The organism is Gilliamella sp. wkB171 (assembly GCF_001693755.1).
In the GTDB taxonomy this organism is placed as follows: Bacteria; Pseudomonadota; Gammaproteobacteria; order Enterobacterales; family Orbaceae; genus Gilliamella; species Gilliamella apicola_F.
Genome location: NZ_LYST01000055.1, coordinates 123,254 through 141,169 on the forward strand (window position 1 = coordinate 123,254; position 17,916 = coordinate 141,169).

15 protein-coding genes and 1 pseudogene are annotated in these 17,916 nt (G+C 33.6%); 8 read left to right on the top strand and 8 right to left on the bottom strand.

Features of this window, described 5'->3' with window-relative positions; genetic code table 11:
• Positions 1-58: 58 nt before the first annotated feature.
• Together A9G03_RS11730 and pdxY are read left to right on the top strand one after the other, a co-directional pair.
• Positions 59-1,336: an MFS transporter gene (locus tag A9G03_RS11730; protein ID WP_065799290.1), complete on the top strand. Its 1,278-nt coding sequence runs from the start codon at positions 59-61 to the stop codon at positions 1,334-1,336.
• Positions 1,337-1,348: 12 nt separating this feature from the next.
• Complete coding sequence (pdxY, locus tag A9G03_RS11735; protein WP_065799291.1) at positions 1,349-2,215, top strand: pyridoxal kinase PdxY; 867 nt, start codon at positions 1,349-1,351, stop codon at positions 2,213-2,215.
• A gap of 163 nt (positions 2,216-2,378) precedes the next feature.
• Here the strand turns inward: pdxY and A9G03_RS11740 are convergent, their stop codons facing one another.
• From A9G03_RS11740 to A9G03_RS11750, 3 genes are read right to left on the bottom strand one after another with little or no spacing between them, the layout of a single operon-like run.
• Positions 2,379-2,861, bottom strand: coding sequence for a very short patch repair endonuclease (locus A9G03_RS11740; RefSeq protein WP_065799292.1), 483 nt, complete (start codon positions 2,859-2,861; stop codon positions 2,379-2,381).
• Between the two features lie 16 nt (positions 2,862-2,877).
• Positions 2,878-4,152: an LlaJI family restriction endonuclease gene (locus tag A9G03_RS11745; RefSeq protein WP_065799293.1), complete on the bottom strand. Its 1,275-nt coding sequence runs from the start codon at positions 4,150-4,152 to the stop codon at positions 2,878-2,880.
• A 27-nt stretch (positions 4,153-4,179) separates the two neighbouring features.
• Positions 4,180-5,730, bottom strand: coding sequence for an AAA family ATPase (locus A9G03_RS11750; protein ID WP_065799294.1), 1,551 nt, complete (start codon positions 5,728-5,730; stop codon positions 4,180-4,182).
• Between the two features lie 117 nt (positions 5,731-5,847).
• On the opposite strand from A9G03_RS11750, the gene dcm reads away from it, so the two are divergent.
• Positions 5,848-7,215, top strand: coding sequence for a DNA (cytosine-5-)-methyltransferase (gene dcm, locus A9G03_RS11755; RefSeq protein WP_082209459.1), 1,368 nt, complete (start codon positions 5,848-5,850; stop codon positions 7,213-7,215).
• A 61-nt stretch (positions 7,216-7,276) separates the two neighbouring features.
• On the opposite strand, the gene A9G03_RS11760 is transcribed toward dcm, so the two are convergent.
• Entirely contained in the window at positions 7,277-8,674 is a 1,398-nt protein-coding gene (locus A9G03_RS11760) for an RtcB family protein (RefSeq protein ID WP_065799295.1), read from the bottom strand.
• A 333-nt stretch (positions 8,675-9,007) separates the two neighbouring features.
• On the opposite strand from A9G03_RS11760, the gene A9G03_RS12585 reads away from it, so the two are divergent.
• From A9G03_RS12585 to A9G03_RS12590, 3 genes and pseudogenes are all read left to right on the top strand, one after another.
• Entirely contained in the window at positions 9,008-9,178 is a 171-nt protein-coding gene (locus A9G03_RS12585) for a hypothetical protein (protein WP_179854762.1), read from the top strand.
• 50 nt (positions 9,179-9,228) lie between these two features.
• On the top strand, positions 9,229-10,050 hold the full coding sequence (locus A9G03_RS11770) for a hypothetical protein (RefSeq protein ID WP_065799297.1): 822 nt from the start codon (positions 9,229-9,231) through the stop codon (positions 10,048-10,050).
• 157 nt (positions 10,051-10,207) lie between these two features.
• Positions 10,208-10,421: pseudogene (locus A9G03_RS12590) on the top strand (RtcB family protein); the annotation flags it as partial.
• Between the two features lie 346 nt (positions 10,422-10,767).
• Here A9G03_RS12590 and A9G03_RS11780 read toward each other — a convergent pair.
• The 4 genes from A9G03_RS11780 to A9G03_RS11800 all read right to left on the bottom strand — a co-directional run bounded on the left by A9G03_RS11780 (position 10,768) and on the right by A9G03_RS11800 (position 15,035).
• Positions 10,768-12,114, bottom strand: coding sequence for a hypothetical protein (locus A9G03_RS11780; protein WP_065799299.1), 1,347 nt, complete (start codon positions 12,112-12,114; stop codon positions 10,768-10,770).
• Between the two features lie 76 nt (positions 12,115-12,190).
• Positions 12,191-12,877: a JAB domain-containing protein gene (locus A9G03_RS11785; RefSeq protein ID WP_065799300.1), complete on the bottom strand. Its 687-nt coding sequence runs from the start codon at positions 12,875-12,877 to the stop codon at positions 12,191-12,193.
• Positions 12,878-13,599: 722 nt separating this feature from the next.
• Positions 13,600-14,430: a PAAR domain-containing protein gene (locus tag A9G03_RS11795; protein WP_065799302.1), complete on the bottom strand. Its 831-nt coding sequence runs from the start codon at positions 14,428-14,430 to the stop codon at positions 13,600-13,602.
• Positions 14,431-14,594: 164 nt separating this feature from the next.
• Positions 14,595-15,035 (bottom strand): hypothetical protein, encoded by a 441-nt coding sequence (locus A9G03_RS11800; RefSeq protein ID WP_065799303.1) that lies wholly within the window; start codon positions 15,033-15,035, stop codon positions 14,595-14,597.
• Positions 15,036-15,182: 147 nt separating this feature from the next.
• Between A9G03_RS11800 and A9G03_RS11805 the strand changes: the two genes are divergently transcribed.
• Positions 15,183-16,355 carry an HlyD family secretion protein gene (locus tag A9G03_RS11805; protein WP_065799304.1) on the top strand — a complete coding sequence of 391 codons (1,173 nt, stop codon included), beginning with the start codon at positions 15,183-15,185 and terminating at the stop codon, positions 16,353-16,355.
• Positions 16,352-17,881: a DHA2 family efflux MFS transporter permease subunit gene (locus tag A9G03_RS11810; RefSeq protein ID WP_065799305.1), complete on the top strand. Its 1,530-nt coding sequence runs from the start codon at positions 16,352-16,354 to the stop codon at positions 17,879-17,881. The genes A9G03_RS11805 and A9G03_RS11810 overlap by 4 nt, the downstream gene beginning before the upstream one ends.
• The last annotated feature ends 35 nt before the right edge of the window (positions 17,882-17,916 follow it).

A 17,916-nucleotide genomic window follows, 5' to 3' on the forward strand; every position in this document is an offset into this window, starting at 1 on the left:
TTAGTTTCATAGTCATCACTTACATAAAAATAGGTATTGGTTTATCCAAGGTTTACTTATGTCAAATTCTTCTGCAAAAAAAGTGGCTTTTGCTGCTTTTATCGGTACTACTATTGAATGGTATGATTTTTATATCTATGCGTTGGCATCGGTATTGATTTTTGGTCAGCTTTTTTTTCCGTCTGATAACGAGTTTGTACAAATTTTAGGGGCGTTTGCTACCTTTGCAGTAGGTTTTTTATCCCGCCCTTTAGGTGCGATGTTATTTGGGCATATTGGTGACCGTTTAGGGCGTAAAAAATCACTTATTATTACTTTGCTTTTAATGGGGACGGCGACTACTTGTGTTGGGTTATTACCGTCTTATCAACAAGCGGGTATTTTGGCACCAACGTTATTGGTTGCATTGCGAATTTTACAAGGTGTTGCCGTTGGTGGTGAGTGGGGTGGTGCCGTGTTGATGACGAATGAACATGCGCCGAAAGGGTTGAAAAACTTCTTTTCATCCTTTGCCCAGTGGGGAAGCCCAGCAGGCAATATTTTAGCATTACTGGTTTTTTCTTATATTATTCGTTTACCTGTTAATGAACTGATTGATAGTGGTTATTGGCGTATTCCTTTTTTAGCCAGTGCGATTTTGTTAATTATTGGCATTATTGCCAGAGTGACGTTAACCGAATCGCCGGTTTTTGTTGAAGCATCTAAAAAACAAGCAGACTTAAAGCAAGAGTCAGCACCGATTATTGAAGTATTTAAAAAAGCATTGCCATTATTACTATTAGCGATTGGTGCTAATGTGCTGTCATTTAGCGGTATTTTTTCTAATACATTGATGATTGGTTATACTACTTTGGTACTTGGTGTCGAGAAATCAGTGATAGTTGATGCACTGTTTTGGATTGCTATTGTCCATTTTGTTGCTCAACCGTTTATCTCTTATTGGTCAGAAAAATTCTCGGCAACTCGCTTTTTGATTTGTACAGCAATGTTGGCAATGGCATCGGTATTCTTGTTATTCCCGATTATAAATTCAGGCACAAAAACCAGTTTTATTATTGGGATTTCGTTAAATGTGATTTGTTACAGCGGCTTTTATGGTGTAATTGCAGGGTACTTAAGTCGCATTTTCCCTGCCAGAATGCGTTATACTGGGCTGTCAATGAGTTACCAAGGATGTGCGGCTATTTTTGGTAGCTTAATTCCGATGATAGGTGGTTATGTTATTTATACCTACAAAAATTTTTGGTTACCCTTAGCCTTGTTTTATTGTGGTTTAGCACTGATATCCATTATCTGTATCTACTTGTTAAGCAAATATCGTTATTATGATGAATAATAAGGTCAATATATGAAAACCGTTTTATCTATTCAATCTAACGTTGTTTATGGTTATGCCGGTAACAAAGTTGCCACATTGGCTATGCAATTACAAGGTGTCGAAGTGATGCCGATTCATACTGTGCAACTATCAAGTAATACAGTTTATCCGCATTATGATGGGATTGTGCTAGGTGCTCAACAAATCACTCGAATCGTCAACAGTTTAGAAAAAATTGGCGTATTGTCATCCATTGACGCCATTATTTCGGGCTATATTGGGCTTGCCGAACAAGGTGAAGAGATCCTTGAAGCTGTAAAAAAGATTAAATTTTATAATCCTAATGCTATTTATGTTTGCGATCCGGTGATGGGGGGCGATATCAATAAAGGTAGCTCACTGCCACAAAACATTATTGATTTTTTTACTAAGCAAGCGATTAAACAAGCTGACTTTATTACGCCGAATTTATTAGAGTTACAGATATTATCCAATATCGAAATAAAGACTTTTAGCGATGTACTTAACGCAATAAAGATACTGCAAAGCGAGCCTATTCAAGCCATATTGGTTAAAAATCTGCTACATGCCGGTAAAACGACGGAATTATTTGAAATGATTCTAGCCACACCGTCGCAAAGCTATCATCTGGCTCGACCATTATATGATTTTCCGCACCGCCCATTAGGTGTTGGGGATTTAATTTGTAGTCTCTTCACTGCGCATTTAGTCAATGGACAATCACAATTAAAAGCATTTGAATTGGCAGCGAATGCCGCTAACCATGTACTGGAAATTACCAAACAACAAAATGTTCGAGAACTGGCGATTATTGATGCTCAGCAATGGATTAAACAGCCGGATTTGAAGTATTGTGGGACACCGCTAGCATTATAAGGCAATTCAGATCGGTATTATTGTCATTGGTCATAATCATTTTAGCTGCAAAATTTAAATAGTTTATTATTGTGCATGAATAAAAACGCTTTGATCTCGACAAGATATGTTGGAGATCACGTCTTATTGTGGATTTTTTAAAAGGTATTACATTTTTTAGTAATTATTGTAAATTTATTTGAGATTTTTTCAGACCCTCAGTATCAATTTCTGCATTTTTTGTATGAGAGCACAACCATTCTTCAATTCTATCTATAAGTTGTTCATCTGTTAATTTAAATTTCCCTTTTAATGCACATTCCCAGATTATCAATATTTTCCAGCCTAACTTAGCTAATTTTTGTATATTTTTTGTATCGCGTTTGCAATTATCATTAATTTTATTAAGCCAAAATTCAGTATTTGAGTTAGGTAACTTAAATAAATTACAGTTATGTTTATGCCAAAAACAGCCATGAACAAAGATAATCGCTTTATATTGCTCAATAACGAAATCGGGTTTTCCCGGTAATTCTTTGATTTGAAAGTTAAAAGGAATATCTAAGTTTTTTAATAGATTATTAATACGAATTTCAATAAAGGTATTTTCTTTCTTTATTGCTTGCATATTTTTACGCCTAATCTCTTTAGAATGGACATCAACCATAAAGATTTATCTCTGTTTACTTGTCTGACAATAAAGCAGTTCTTATGTTATCAAGATATTGATGATTAACATAAGCTTTAATAACATCTACAGGATTTAAATAGAGGCATTTTATATGTGGAAATACCTTTAATATTTCTGATTGTTCAATTTGCTCGTGATTAAATTCTATGTGAGAAAAAGTATTATGAGTTCCGGGAAAAATAAAGATATTATCTATTTTAATTAAATTTCGATGCACTAACTGTACTGCATTAAGGTAGCAAATCTGTTTAAGTATATCACCTAAAGCAGGAAGCGATTCGCTATTATTATCTTTAGCATCATAGTATTTTGCATCAATAACTGCGCCAGTTAGTAATTTATCATCTTTGATGAAAATATCTAATTTCATTCCAGGTCTTTTAATATCTGATAAATGATTAGTTGTATGCTTATAAACAGGAATTGGAAGCCTATTATTATTAGCTTGATTTGTTCCTCTTAATACAGCGCGTAGCATATTTTCCCAAAGTTGTTCAAATTTCTTGACCCCTAAAACAAGTATAGTTGATGCTGTACCTGGCTCTTGACTTAAAAAAGTAATAAGGTTTTTTAGTAATTTTATTTCTCGATCTGAATAAGCTTGATTTAATTCTTTATTTAAAATGTAAATTTTTTCTTCTATGGTTAAAGTGGACTTTTCAAATTTAGCTAAATTAGGGGCAATCAATAAACCAACTTTTCTGTTCAACCACCAGCTCAAACTGTGATCTAATTTATGTACTATTTCTGCGTGAATTTTAGATATTTCATGGGTATGAAAGTTTGTAAATTTATAGCCATAATATTCAAGATAAAATGGAGTACTAGAATTTATAAAAATAGGAAGTTCTTTTTGGAATGTTCTTTTCCAGTTTATTTTACCTGAATTAATTAATTCTTTTTTAGATACTTTTTTGTATAAGCCATAAGTCTGATAATCGGATAGCAGCTCTTTGGCGAGAGTAAGATAACACAAACTAATTTCAATGTTTTCATCATCATCTGAAGTTATGTGGGATTTATTTCGTGTTGCATACCTTTCTAACATAGACATTAGTAAGCAAGCAAATTCCATTTTATTTATTTTCGAATAATCAGAACTTCTTGGAATAAACATATACACGGTATCATTGTTTATCATCATGCCACAGAAAGAGACATTATTACTATTTTTTGCTGTAAATAAACCGCGCTGATTTATTTCTTTCCTTAAAACTGATGGTAAGTCAGAAATATTATCTCGATCAGTAATAAATTTAAATTTCATTGTAATTGTCAAAATATATTTTTATAACTAAAATAATTTTTCTTGTAATTCAGGACAAAATATCTCTTTTTTTTCTTCAAAACACTTAATAAGTTGCCCAAATGTTCTTATGCTTGAATCAAAAATGATTGTTTTGGCTTGATGTCTCAATAAATCATCCCATAGGTAAATAAAAAGCTTATTGGTTAAGCCTTTTTCATTTATTTCATTGGTTGATAAAAAAAATGGCCCAAGATGACGATCTTCCGGAATATTAAATTCTGACAGACGCTCATTAATTTCTGTTGCTAATTTTCTCCAGGCAACACCAACTGTCTGATTATTGTTCGGAATATTGATAATTTTATCTGATGCTTTATCCATATTAATTTGAATATATTCAAATTCCCAACGTCTTTTAAATGCAGTATCTAAAGGCATAACAGCTTGGTCACTACTGTTCATGGTAGCCAGAATAGATAAATTACCCGGCATTTGTAATTTAACTTTGTTATCAGGATAACCACCAATTTTATTTATCAAATAATCTACTAAGCTTTGATCCGCCGGTTCAATTTCGTAACAACCAATTCCTTTTTCATCTCGGTCAAGAAGTTGAAATATTTCACCAAATACCATTGCTGCTTGAGCTCGGTTAATTTCTTCAATAACCAAATAATGGTGTATTTGAGGATTTTTTAAAGCATTAACATAGGATTGAATAAAAGGACCTGGCATAAAATGATAGCTACATTCATTATTATCGTTCATCGCTGGTTTAAGCATGCCTAAAAAATCGCTATATTGAGTGTCAGCATGAAAAACAGTATGTATACAATCTCCACCTTTAGTCAGTTGATCTATTTGGTAACTTTTTCCAGTTCCAGGAGCTCCATAAAAAATGATATTACGTCCAATATCAATTTCATTTTTATCAATTAAATTCTTTAGTGCCTCTTTGAGCTCAGAATTTAGGCATATTTTTATAATTTCGTATAATTTATCTGAGCTGGCTAGTATAACATTCATAGCCAAATTTAAGGCGGATTGGATAACATCACTTCTGTTTAATTTTCGTCCTGAAGATGATGTTGTTGATTTTATCCACCAATCAGGATCAGAAATGAAATAGCTTAAATATTTTCTATCATTGTCATTTAAGCTATTAAGCTCTTTTTTGATATCATCAACCCAATCTTTTGCTTCAGGTAGATTTTCCCAATCTCTACAAGGTAATTTTCCTAAAAAATTTTTCTTAGAATCAGAGGAGAATTTTTTCTTTTTAGAAATATTATTTATGATAGTATCAAACTTATTTTTATATTTTTCTAATTCTTCAAGAAGAGGGGCGAAAGCATATGCATAATAGAGACAGGTTGTAGAGAAATTAGCTCGAAGGTTCTCATTGTTAGTATAGATAATGGAGTAATCATTAATACATAAATGTGTACCTGTTTTATTAGTTTGTTTGAAATATTCTGTAGCATGCTTTTTGAGCAGGACTTTAAATAAGTGATCTAATCTAATTTCTTTGTAGTTTGGGAGTGTACTCCATTTTTTTCGGCATTCCAGAATAACTTTATCAAGATCTTTTAACATATTTCATCAATCCCATTTTTACAGCAAAATATTGACTGTTTAAATATCCAGTGCTATTATCCGGGAATAAAACGGATAACTCACTTTTTAATTAATATTTTACTAGGATACCTACATATGAATGAAATTTCATCATTTATTGAACAAAAGCGAATGAAAATAGGACTAACCCGAAAAGATTTTGCCAGATTATTAGGTATGAATGAAAATGGAGAGAGAACCGTACGAGGTTGGGAAAAAGGTGAGCACACGCCGTCTAAAGCAACTTTAGAATTGATTAGCCAATTACATGATGATTGCCCTTTTAAACAAAAAGGGTCGACTGTTCAAAAATTTACGTTTATTGACTTGTTTGCTGGGATAGGTGGTATACGGTTGCCATTTCAGGAACTAGGTGGAAAATGTTTGTTTACTTCAGAATGGGATAAGTTTGCTCAAAAAACTTACACTGCTAATTTTGGTGAGGTACCGAGTGGAGACATAACTAAAATAGCTGCAAAAGACATTCCTGATCATGATATTTTATTAGCAGGTTTTCCTTGTCAGGCTTTTTCTCAAGCGGGATTAAGAAAAGGATTCAATGATACCAGAGGCACAATGTTTTTTGAGATTCAAAAGATTCTGGTTGAAAAAAGGCCGAAAGCATTTTTACTTGAGAATGTTAAACAACTAAAAGGCCATAATAAAGGTAATACATTAAAAACAATATTAAATATTTTAGAAGGTCATAATATTGGCCATATCCCCGATGATATTCCGTTATCTGGCGAAGCGAAAGAAGCTTTATCGAGTAAATTAAATTATCAGGTTTTTTATAAAGTATTGCGAGCCGCTGATTTTGGAGTACCACAAAATAGAGAAAGAATTTTTATTATTGGTTTTGACAGAGATTATTATGATCATATTGATTTCAATATTTTATTTAAATGGCCGCAACCTCCGTGTATACCAACAAAGCTAGGAGACATCCTTCAAACTGAAAATGAAATTGATGATAAATATACTATTTCTGAAAAACTATGGAATGGTCATCAACGAAGAAAAAAAGAACATACCCAAAAAGGTAATGGCTTTGGTTATAGTTTATTTAATTCAAACAGTGAATATACTAATACTCTAAGTGCTCGTTATTATAAAGATGGTAGTGAAATTTTAATTGACCAATCAGACTTAGGAAAAAGGCCTCGTAAATTAACACCGAGAGAATGTGCCAGATTACAAGGTTTTCCTGATAATTATATTATTAACGCTGTATCTGACGGACAAATGTACAAACAATTTGGAAATTCTGTTACAGTGCCGGTTGTGAAAGCTGTAGCAAAGCAACTATTAGCGGCATTTACTTTAGCTAATCAGATGAAAGATTCTGAAAGTTTTACATCTGATCATTTAAAAGGTTTAGTTGATCGAGAGATCAGGGATAAAAACTGGACCGAGGCTGAATTAGTTTTTAATAAAATGAAATTGCAATATTCTAATAAATAAAATCATTAGTATAATAACTGCAACCGCATCAAACCAAGTCAATGCGGTTGTTGTATCAAAGTTACGCCTTAAACGTAATCCACGGCTTAAGTTTAACCACTGTTTGAATCAAACCGGCGTTTTGTTGTGCGTCAATCACCGGTGTGATCGGTTTGTAGGCTGTGGGCGCCTCTTCACGTAGCCGTTCTTCTTTTAAGGTAATACATTGCCATGGCAAATTAACCTTATCATATTCGACTTTTTTGCTACGCATAGCTTGTCGTCTTTCTGCTCGACCTGCACCGTGTGAGCAAGACCATAACCAATCTGCATTACCTTTACCCACTGCCACATAAGAGTGATCACCCATTGAGCCAGGGATTAAAGCTATCTGACCAGCATAAGCAGGCGTTGCCCCTTTACGATGAATATTCATCTCATGTTCAGGCAAAATGATATTGTGCGAAATGTCGACCACGAGTTGACTATTATCTTGATGAAAAATAGTGGCAAGTGATTTACGTATCAATTCGGTAATCACAATTCGATTAATCCAAGCATAACGCGCAGCAACGCCCATAGCGTGTAAATAGGCCTGTGCGTGATTATCTGTTAAACCAAACAATCCGGATTTAGGTTGCTTTTCATTAGTCGGCCATAGCGCTTTTGCTTTATCTTGCCAACGCTGACCAATGTAAAAACCAACATCACGCGATCCGGTATGAATCATGACGACGACACTATTTTTTTCAAGACCTAATTGATAAGCTAAATGCCGATCGATAATATCATCAACAATTTGTAACTCGACAAAATGGTTACCAGATCCGACAGTACCTAAACTCGCAGGGCGAATAATATCGCGCTTTTCAAAAAAGGCTTCAGGCGCATACTGACTATCTGCCTTAATTAAATGATGACCCGATATTTTATTAAGCTCTGCGTATAATCGTTCATAATTAACTGAATTCCACAAACCTTTCTGCGGTAACTCTGATAACCATGCTGCAAGACCTTGATCGAATAATGCTTGAAAAGATTGCGGAGTAACAGGTACATCGCGTTCATCTTGCAATAACACACGTTTTAATTGTGCAATAATTGTCGATTTTTGTTCACACACCTGATCAAAGCTTAAACCCGTGGTAAAAAGCCGCATACCGCAATTAATATCGGTACCAATTGCTGCCGGGATAATTAAATCCTGAGTAGTTGCAACAATACTACCAACAGGCGCAACCGCACCTGGATGAAAATCAGGTGTAGCACGAGCCATGCAAACTTTTCCTAAGCTATTAGGAACGGTCACTGATGCAAAGTTCAGAAGCTGTTCTACCGCTTTTTGCTCTAAGGGTAAAGAACTCGGTAACAAAATCTGAACAGATGTATTTTCTTTATTTAAAGTATAAATATCATTATTAAAATGACTTTCAATCCCAAGACGGGACAAACGTTTTTGTAAACGGGAAAATGTAGACATAATAGCCACCTAGAAAACAATAAAAAAGCGTCTCCTCAAATTGAGAAGATAATTACTGTTTTCCTGCAGCAGCACTATTCAGGAAAGCGGATGAATTCTATACGCTGATTATTTATTTGTAAAGGATAAAATTGATATAGTAAGTCTGATAAATTTATTTTTATGACTCGCTCATTTGCTTTAAAATAGCAAACTCACCGATAAATTGATGAAGTTTATTTAAATCTGAAAGGTGTTATTGATGGTCAACCCTGACAGATCGATATGCAAAACAGCAGATCATATTTGGTGATGATTTGTATTTTTCAATCCAAATATTGGGAACGTTTTCCTATGCTTCTGAAACTTGGCTTTGGGCTTGGGCAAGTGTTAACACACTATTTGCTTGCTAAAGATTATCACGTGACTTTTAATGATGGTTCGAAGCTAATTGCAGTAAAAGAAAAACATCAAATCACGGCTGAATCTGATCATTTATCGCAATGGGTTAAACTCAATGACTAGAGGGCTCACTCGTGCTAATTCAAAGTAAAATAGACAAATACGGTGATTAAATGGACAAAAAAGCAAAAAAGATTCTGTTTCAAACCTATTGGAAAAATGGCTGGAAGGACAGAAAGGAGATAAAAACAGAGCCTAGCGACTTTGCGTATGCGAAAGAAAAAGGATTAATGTTTGATCCCATTACCATATCACACGATGATTGTGTCAATAAAATCATAAACATCGTCGCCACAATCACACTTGAACACGTTGCCAAGGCCTTTTTGAGCAGCTTATCAACGCGGCGACTTGATTGGCGCTCAGGTATTGCATCATACTTTATCGCCAAATTAATGACAGCGCATCAATATACGCCAGTCGTGTCTGGTCAATCTTATCAAGATGGCCAAATGAGTCATTCATCCCATACGTGTCAGGTCTGCCGTGATCTCAAATATGGCATGATAGGTAATGAAAACTACACCAAAGCAGATTTAAATATCTTAAACTTTGAACGAATAAAGTGGGGAGGAGTGCGTCATGGTGATTTACTTTATACCTACTTTGATCTCATGCAATTCACCAAACAGGCAATCTCTGAACCGACCAAAGATGATATAGCTATTTTAAAAGGGATATTAGCCATTATTGCATCCTGTCAGCAAGATGATTATCCGGGTTCACTGAGTGATAAACTGACGGATGTACCTAACTTTAAATCCAATCAGGATGAACGTAACACCGTTATTGAGATTTTGGCTTGTGTGGGGATTTTACAACCCGCTTCTTATGAGCGCCCAACAAGGGGAAAACACGATTGGGTATATGCCACTTATTGGCGTGGTCAGGATAAATACAATCAACACATGGTAAAGCAATTATTTGGTTTTTAATGCATGGTCTCTAATTTGCTCTAGGGGCTGTTGAATCTCATCCCAACTCAGCCCAAACTTTGCCAAATACTTTTTGAGCCTGTCGGCATGATTACTCTTCTGTTTTTTGGTTCTCGAAACAACAAAAAGCTATATTTAACAATGACTTGTCAAGGCAGATAGTTTCTGCTCTTGTTCACATTGTGTAGTAAGTGATAAGCCCAACAGCGATGAAAAACAGATTTACCATTGAAGACCAAATCAAAGCAACGGCACATGTCGAATGTCGAAAAGATACTAATGTGATTAATGAAATCCCAATGGCATACAAAGATATTAATGCTGTTATTATTGCAATGGGTTCCGCCATGAAAGCAGTCGTGAAATATTGATGTTCAGGTGTTCAGACGAGTGAGGGGTTCAAACCAACCCCTCCGGCTCCCCGTTCCACTGTGCGTGGGGCGTAATGGAGGATATTTGACAGATTTGAGGTATGTCAGTTGATTTATATGCTAATAGGATCGATGTTTGTTAGGTTGTTTAATGGTCTTGAAGTTTAATTGTCGATCATAGTATGTACCGATAAAAGGATATTATTAGCCACTCCCATGTGTCTCAGCCTAAAGGCTTGTTGTTAATACAACATTCAAATTTATTCCAGATTAATCCATTTCATACTCTTGTAATTTGGCACTCAACGCAATTTCACATTAGAAAAATAGTGATAGTTAAAATGATTTATTTGTTTGCTTGCCATAAAAAATAAAAATCATTTTTATAAGCTTCAGTTTTATCATTAAAAGAATTTTTATAATTAACTAAAATATCACTAATGGCCTTTCCTCCACCAAATAGAGCGAGGATATTCCCTATTTCAGGAGGTAATATACCTGAATATAACCCAATGGAAACAGAACCAGCTCCAATGTAGATAGAGTCTCTCACATTGCTTCTTAAATTAGATTTCCAGTTATTAACCTTTTTATTTATTATGTTTAATTCTGGTAGTATTTGATCTCTAAAAAGCTCAGATAATTCTTTATCATTCCATGATTGGCTTTTATTTTGCAAAATAGAATTTAATTTATCTCTATATACCTGAAAGGCTTCATTTTCTCGCTCTCTAAGATTTAATATATCTTGAGCATCTTTATAAAAAATAACTGGTAAATAATGGTTTAAGGCTTTTTCAAAGGAAGTTGCATTTGCAATTGATACTTCGCTATTCAAGTTTTTAATAATATCTAAATTCCTTTTATTATCAGAAAGATAGGAAGTATTGTAAAAGTTAGAATGCCACTCTTGTATAGATACATCATCAATAATTCTATTAATAATATATTGAAATAAATCATATTTTTTAATTTCATTAATGGAAATTACGTAAGGAGTTTTTTTATTTTTTAATTTTTGAATGAAGTTTGGATATGGTGGGTAAAAGTATAAATAGTATCGGGAATGTGGAATTAGTTCTTCTTTTTTTTCTTTAAATTCTAAAAAGTTTCCTTTACTATTTGAATCAAACGTTATAGAGCAATGACTTAACAAATATTCTTCAAGAAGATTTGTTAATTTTTTTTCTTGGCTTTTTATTTTCTCTTCTAATGGAATCCCTAGTGAATCCCAGTGGTTTTTGCATAAAGTAATCCCTTCATTAACATACTTAATAATTCCTTTTTTGATAAAGGGTTCTAAATAATAAAAAAGAATAATACCATTAATAAATTCTAATCTTGAATTATCAGAAAATTTATCAAATCCATGTAAATAAATTTTTTCAAATGGATGTCGTATATATATACAGTCAGCGTACAAGGATGCAAAAGATACTAACTCATCTAATTTTGACATACGGCAGCCTAATGAAGAACAAAAATTGCCTCCGCCACTTAAAGATGAATTAGCTGTGAATGTGAAATTTTTATTATTATGTTGTTCGGGTTTATGGTGATATATTATGCTTTTAGTAATGAGCTCACTTATTTCATAGAAAGTCTCATCAAATTTATTGTTATCAATGTTTGTCAGATTTAAATCAGGAATATTTAATGAAATTATATGATTAATTTCTTCAACAAAATCCATTTATAACCTCTCTTTAATTATCAGTTTTTAATCAATGTAAGCCTTAACATACCTAAACTTATATTTAGTAAAAATGTTACTTAAGGTAATTTTTGATATTCTTCACCGAAATCCCCAAAATCTTAGCAATATCTTCAATAGAAACTCCTTTTTCCAACAATGCATTAATTAATGCTTTTTTCTCAAAATCAGCTTTTTCTTTTATTTCTTTTGCTTTTTGTTGAGCTGTTTTTGTCTTATCCTTCTCAACCGCCAACTTCTCTTTAGCAATCAACTTTTCTTCCTTGCGGATACGTTCAACCACTTGATAAGTCGGTACGTATTTTAGGCTTTGTTCTAACTCGTCCATAAGTTTAGTACTGCGAAAGCTGATATAGGATTTTGGGGTGATGATTAGGTGGTCGATTAGGTCGATATTTAGAATACGGCCAACTTGAATGAGGCGATCGGTGATATCTTTATCCGCCACGGACGGCGTCAGCGATCCTGATGGATGGTTGTGAACTAATATCACGCGTGAGGCGTTTTTCATCACTGCAACACGAAATACATTCATCGGTTCAACATCGACCGATTTATAACTGCCAAGCGCAATCAGCTCGATATACAGGATATAACCAGCTTGATTCATGCCAATCATCCAAAGATGTTCTTTTTCTTGGTCGATTTGGTTATCACGCAATAACACACGTTGCATAATGCTGTAGACATCGTCCGTGCTTTCAATATAGCGTTTATCATGCTTGGTGAGTTTTATATCCATCTTATCGCCTTGTAAAATCAGTTAAAAAATAATATAGCATATTTTTCTTAGGCTTAGCAGAAGTTAATTAATCTTTGTTATACCTGTGCTGGCATATTTTATGTTTGCCTGATAGGGTCATCGTAAACTGCAATAACATTCATTTAGCATTTAGATTGGATTATAATTCTCCTAATTTTTATTATAAAACGCCTAAAATAACAGCATATAATTCAATATCAATCATCCAATTTAATAAGTTTAACAGTATAAAATAGGTGGCGATTTTTTGGCTAGTTCTTGCAATTGATTATTGCTTCAATACAATCTTACTCTTTAGTTTTTGCAACCCAATAATCGAATAATGACAGCATAATAAAATTGCCGGATAGATTATAAAATTGAGGGTGAAAAGTGATGTCACGCACAAAACACCCATGATAAACTCAATACTAAACAATAGTTTATCATAACCACCACTCATGATTAATATATAGAGAACCGCTAATATAAAGCTAATCAGTACTCCAATAAGTACGCCATAAATTACTAATCCTATAGGTCGTTTTATTTTATTTAGAAGATAAATTGAAATAATAAAAAAACAGAAATAACACAAACCATAAAATATTAAATAATATAATTCTGGTGGAAAACGATGATGTTTTTTTATAATTAAGGAATAACACCATTGGTAACTTATAAATGCTCCAATAACATTAAATGTAAATATAATCATCATGTTAATTGTTTTCACTAGTTTGTCCTTTTTTATCTTCAATCTCTTTTACTGCTTCTTCCAAAGAGCCAGGTGACCAATAGAGTTCTTGTAGACCATATTCATCTAAAACAGATGAAACGGCACGCGCACAATAAAAACCAATGTAAGTCGCATAATTACCATTAATAATTCTTTTTTCAATATTCAGCGCTTGATCTCGTGTTAAAGTAATTTCGCGTTGAGAAACGTAATCGCCATCTTCGGCATGGAATTTTACAAACTCTGCTATTGAAAAAGGAATACTACCATCATCATAAAAAAGTTCCGCTTGCCCTCGATATCGTCGCATATAATCCCCATTTGGGTCGAACATAAAAGGTGTCTTACCTTTAATATGAATGTATAGTGAAGAATGTGTTCCTAGGGACATTAAATTAATCCGCCTTGTAGTAAATAAATATGCTTCTACATCTTGCTGACTATTTTTTTTCACTTCATCACTTAAATTATTATATAGGTCATTTTTTAAAGAGGTATGTGTCATATTGATAAAATTGCTGTTTTCTTTTTCCTCATCAACAAAAATAGTACTTTTAGTTGCTATAATTTTATTACAACCTACCGGAGAACATTGACATGCAACAATACAACCATCATATGCAGCTGGTTTACCAGCAACAATATAATTATAAGTACCCTCTATAATTTTCCCAGTACTTTTACATTTAGGACAAGAGACATAATCGCCTATGCAAGCTATACCTTGATTGTTGCAAAAACCTTCATTCGATGCTGAAATGACCCTGCCACCAGTAGTGGTATAATCACCAAGAATAGCTACCTGTTTACTCATAACATACTGTTTAATATTTATTTAATTGCGTTTATGTTATGTTAAACCGATAAAAAAAAACAAGCTGATTTGATTAATTGCACTTATATAAAAAACGTTAGACGGTGTTTAATAGGTAAGGTTTGGGCAGTATTTTTGGTGAATCATTTTGTGAGTGTTATAATTTATTCTTGCTTCAATGCAATCTTACTCTTTAGTTTTTGTATCGCAATAATCGAATAATGACAGCATAATAAAATTGCCGGATAGATTATAAAATTGAGGGTTACCGCTGATGTGATGCCCAACAATCCCATAATAAGATCTAGATTAAAAATCACTTTTTTAGTATCTTCCATAACTAATATTGAGACAATAGGCGGCATTGCGGGAATTATAATACCAATTGGCACACCTAAAATGACTAATCCGAGTGGTCGTTTTATTTTATTTAAAAGAAAGATTGAAATCAGAATAAAACAGAAATAACACAAACCATAACATATCAAATAATAAAATTCTGGTGTGCGATGTTTTGCGATAATCATTCGATAACACCATTGGTAACTTAGATAGGCACCGATAAAATTAAATAAGATGATAATTAATAAATTAATTAATTTCATTAGGCCGTCCTTTTGTTGTTTTCAATTTTTCCATCACTTCAATTAAAAGCAAGTTAGCTACTTTATTCAAGACAAAATCATTTTTCTTTTGAATACTACTTATAAATTTTTTTTAATCAATCTCAAGGTAGTTCTACGGACAAAAGTATGGATAAAGAGATAGATTCGCCACCTCCCCCAATTAAACGTAAAAAGAAGCTGATTATATTAACGCTATTATTTCTTTTTTTTGCTTTGGCTTATGGCGTTTATTGGTTTATGTTTAGTCGATTTAATCAATCAACTGATAATGCCTATGTTATGGGTAATCAGGTCCCGGTTGATGCGCAAGTAAATGGTGGAATATTGACGATTAATGTCGATAATAACGATTTTATTCAACAAAATGATGTGATAGCAACGATTGATGCAGTTGATGCAGAAAATGAATTTGGTTATGCCCAAAATGCGTTAATCAAAGCGATTAGAGAGTTGCATCAAATTCAGATCACAAATGAAAAACTTTCAGCCAGCATTCAGTTAAAACAAGTCACCTTAGACAAACTTAAGCAAGATCTTGAACGCCGGGAGAATCTTTGGTCACGAAAGGTCATTTCAAAAGAAGAGATTATTCATGCAAGGCAAGATGTCGATTTTGCTATTAATGATTTAAATATATCTAAGCATGAATTAGCCATTAATAATGCACTACTAATGAAAACGCCATTATTAGAACAACCAAGTATTCAGCAAGCAATTTTTAAATTAAAACAAGCTTGGCTTAATTTAAAGCGAACCAAAATCACCGCACCGGTAACAGGGTATGTCGCGAGGCGAAGTGTCCAAGTTGGTACACAAGTGACTAAAGGTGAGCGTTTAATGGTTATTGTTCCGTTAGATCAAATATGGGTAGAAGCAAATTTTAAAGAGGTACAGTTAAACGATATTCGTATCGGTCAGCCAGTTACCTTAGAAAGTGATTACTATGGTGAAAAAGTTGAGTATAAAGGAAAGATAAGTGGTATTGCGATGGGCACCGGTGGCGCTTTTTCTTTGCTACCTGCACAAAATGCGACAGGAAATTGGATCAAAGTGATTCAACGTTTACCGGTACGGATTGAATTAGACAAAGCGCAACTTAAACAATTTCCATTACGTATAGGCTTATCAATGAGTGTCAATGTGGATACGCATGATACAACAGGTAAACTTTTAACTGATGTCCCAGCGAAGACGATAAAATATCAAACGGATTCACTTTCTTTTGATGAAACTGAATTTGAACAGCTCGTTGAGGATATTGTAAAAACCAATTTCTACGCTACGCAGATTATTCAATGAATCAAAGTAAAGCGTCCTCATTGCCTTTAACAGGCATCAAATTTATCTTACTAATTATTTTATTAGCGGTAATCGCGTTTTTACAGATTTTGGATTTAACAATTACTAATGTGGCATTATCAACCATTACGGGTAATCTTGGTGCTTCAAATTCGCAAGGAACGTGGGTTATCACCTCTTTTGCCGTTGCTAATGCTATTTCGATCCCCTTAACGGGATGGTTAGCTCAGCGTTTTGGTGAAGTAAAATTATTTACTTATTCTATCTTATTTTTCGTAGTCACTTCTTGGCTTTGCGGTATTTCAAATAGTTTAGCAATGCTGATTTTTTCAAGATTATTGCAAGGTATGGTTTCTGGACCAATCATCCCTCTATCGCAAAGCTTGCTATTAGCGTATTGCCCGCCGGCCAAAAAAAATATGTCATTAGCCATATGGTCAATGACAATTATTATTGCGCCAATTTGTGGTCCTATTTTAGGTGGTTGGATTAGTGATAATTATTTTTGGGGATGGATCTTTTTAATCAATATTCCTTTCGGGATCATCATTTGGTTTGGTGTTCACCTTTTATTAAAAGATCGTGAAACGGCTACCAGCAAATTACCCATTGATAGAATTGGATTAGTTTTATTTATAGCTGGCGTGGGGTGTTTACAACTGGTATTAGATAGAGGAAAAGAACTTGATTGGTTTAATTCTAATCAGATTATTATTCTTTCTGTATTAGCTGTTGTTTTTATTAGTTATTTTATTGTTTGGGAACAAACAACAGATTATCCAATTATTGATTTATCCGTTTTTAAATCTCGAAATTTTACCATTGGCACAATTTGTATCAGTTTGGCATTTTTACTCCATATTGGCACGCTGGTTATTCAACCACAATTATTACAACGTGTGTTTGGTTATACTGCAACTTACGCTGGTTTAGTGTTGGCGCCAATTGGTTTGGTTCCTATTTTTCTTGCGCCAATAATTGGCCGATTTGCTTCGAATGTCGATATGCGTAAGGTGGTAACGTTTAGCTTTATTGTGTTTGCACTCTGTTTTTTTTGGCGAGCATATACATTTGAATCAAACATGACCTTTTCTGATGCAGCATGGCCGCAGTTTTATCAAGGCTTTGCGATAGCATGTTTTATTATGCCCTTAAATATTATTATTTTATCTGATATTCCTATTCATAAATTAGCAATTGCCGGCAGTATCTTTAACTTTTTTAGAACGTTGTCGACATCAGTTGGTACCTCGTTAACCGCTACTTTATGGGAGCGTCGTGAAGTGATTCATCACAGTCAATTGACCGATATAATTTATCAAAATACCCAAGCATTAAATTACACTTATCAACAATTCAATCAACTAGATTTATCTGACATGCAAGTATCAGCTATGTTGGCTCAACAGATTACCAATCAAGGATTATTAATTGGTATTAATGAGATATTTTGGCTATATGGTATGATATTTTTAGGTTTAATTGGTATAGTATGGTTAGCAAAATCTTCGGTGAAGGTTAATTGATACTTGGCTAATTAAATCAACGTGATTTTTATGAC

What these genes read in the sequence shown, in the direction of transcription:
- A9G03_RS11745 (WP_065799293.1), bottom strand. Translation starts at nt 4,152, where the DNA reads ATGAAATTTAAATTTATTACTGATCGAGATAATATTTCTGACTTACCA.
- A9G03_RS11805 (WP_065799304.1), top strand. Translation starts at nt 15,183, where the DNA reads ATGGATAAAGAGATAGATTCGCCACCTCCCCCAATTAAACGTAAAAAG.
- A9G03_RS12585 (WP_179854762.1), top strand. Translation starts at nt 9,008, where the DNA reads ATGCTTCTGAAACTTGGCTTTGGGCTTGGGCAAGTGTTAACACACTAT.
- A9G03_RS11770 (WP_065799297.1), top strand. Translation starts at nt 9,229, where the DNA reads ATGGACAAAAAAGCAAAAAAGATTCTGTTTCAAACCTATTGGAAAAAT.
- pdxY (WP_065799291.1), top strand. Translation starts at nt 1,349, where the DNA reads ATGAAAACCGTTTTATCTATTCAATCTAACGTTGTTTATGGTTATGCC.
- A9G03_RS11780 (WP_065799299.1), bottom strand. Translation starts at nt 12,114, where the DNA reads ATGGATTTTGTTGAAGAAATTAATCATATAATTTCATTAAATATTCCT.
- A9G03_RS11730 (WP_065799290.1), top strand. Translation starts at nt 59, where the DNA reads ATGTCAAATTCTTCTGCAAAAAAAGTGGCTTTTGCTGCTTTTATCGGT.
- dcm (WP_082209459.1), top strand. Translation starts at nt 5,848, where the DNA reads ATGAATGAAATTTCATCATTTATTGAACAAAAGCGAATGAAAATAGGA.
- A9G03_RS11795 (WP_065799302.1), bottom strand. Translation starts at nt 14,430, where the DNA reads ATGAGTAAACAGGTAGCTATTCTTGGTGATTATACCACTACTGGTGGC.
- A9G03_RS11810 (WP_065799305.1), top strand. Translation starts at nt 16,352, where the DNA reads ATGAATCAAAGTAAAGCGTCCTCATTGCCTTTAACAGGCATCAAATTT.
- A9G03_RS11760 (WP_065799295.1), bottom strand. Translation starts at nt 8,674, where the DNA reads ATGTCTACATTTTCCCGTTTACAAAAACGTTTGTCCCGTCTTGGGATT.
- A9G03_RS11750 (WP_065799294.1), bottom strand. Translation starts at nt 5,730, where the DNA reads ATGTTAAAAGATCTTGATAAAGTTATTCTGGAATGCCGAAAAAAATGG.
- A9G03_RS11740 (WP_065799292.1), bottom strand. Translation starts at nt 2,861, where the DNA reads ATGGTTGATGTCCATTCTAAAGAGATTAGGCGTAAAAATATGCAAGCA.
- A9G03_RS11785 (WP_065799300.1), bottom strand. Translation starts at nt 12,877, where the DNA reads ATGGATATAAAACTCACCAAGCATGATAAACGCTATATTGAAAGCACG.
- A9G03_RS11800 (WP_065799303.1), bottom strand. Translation starts at nt 15,035, where the DNA reads ATGAAATTAATTAATTTATTAATTATCATCTTATTTAATTTTATCGGT.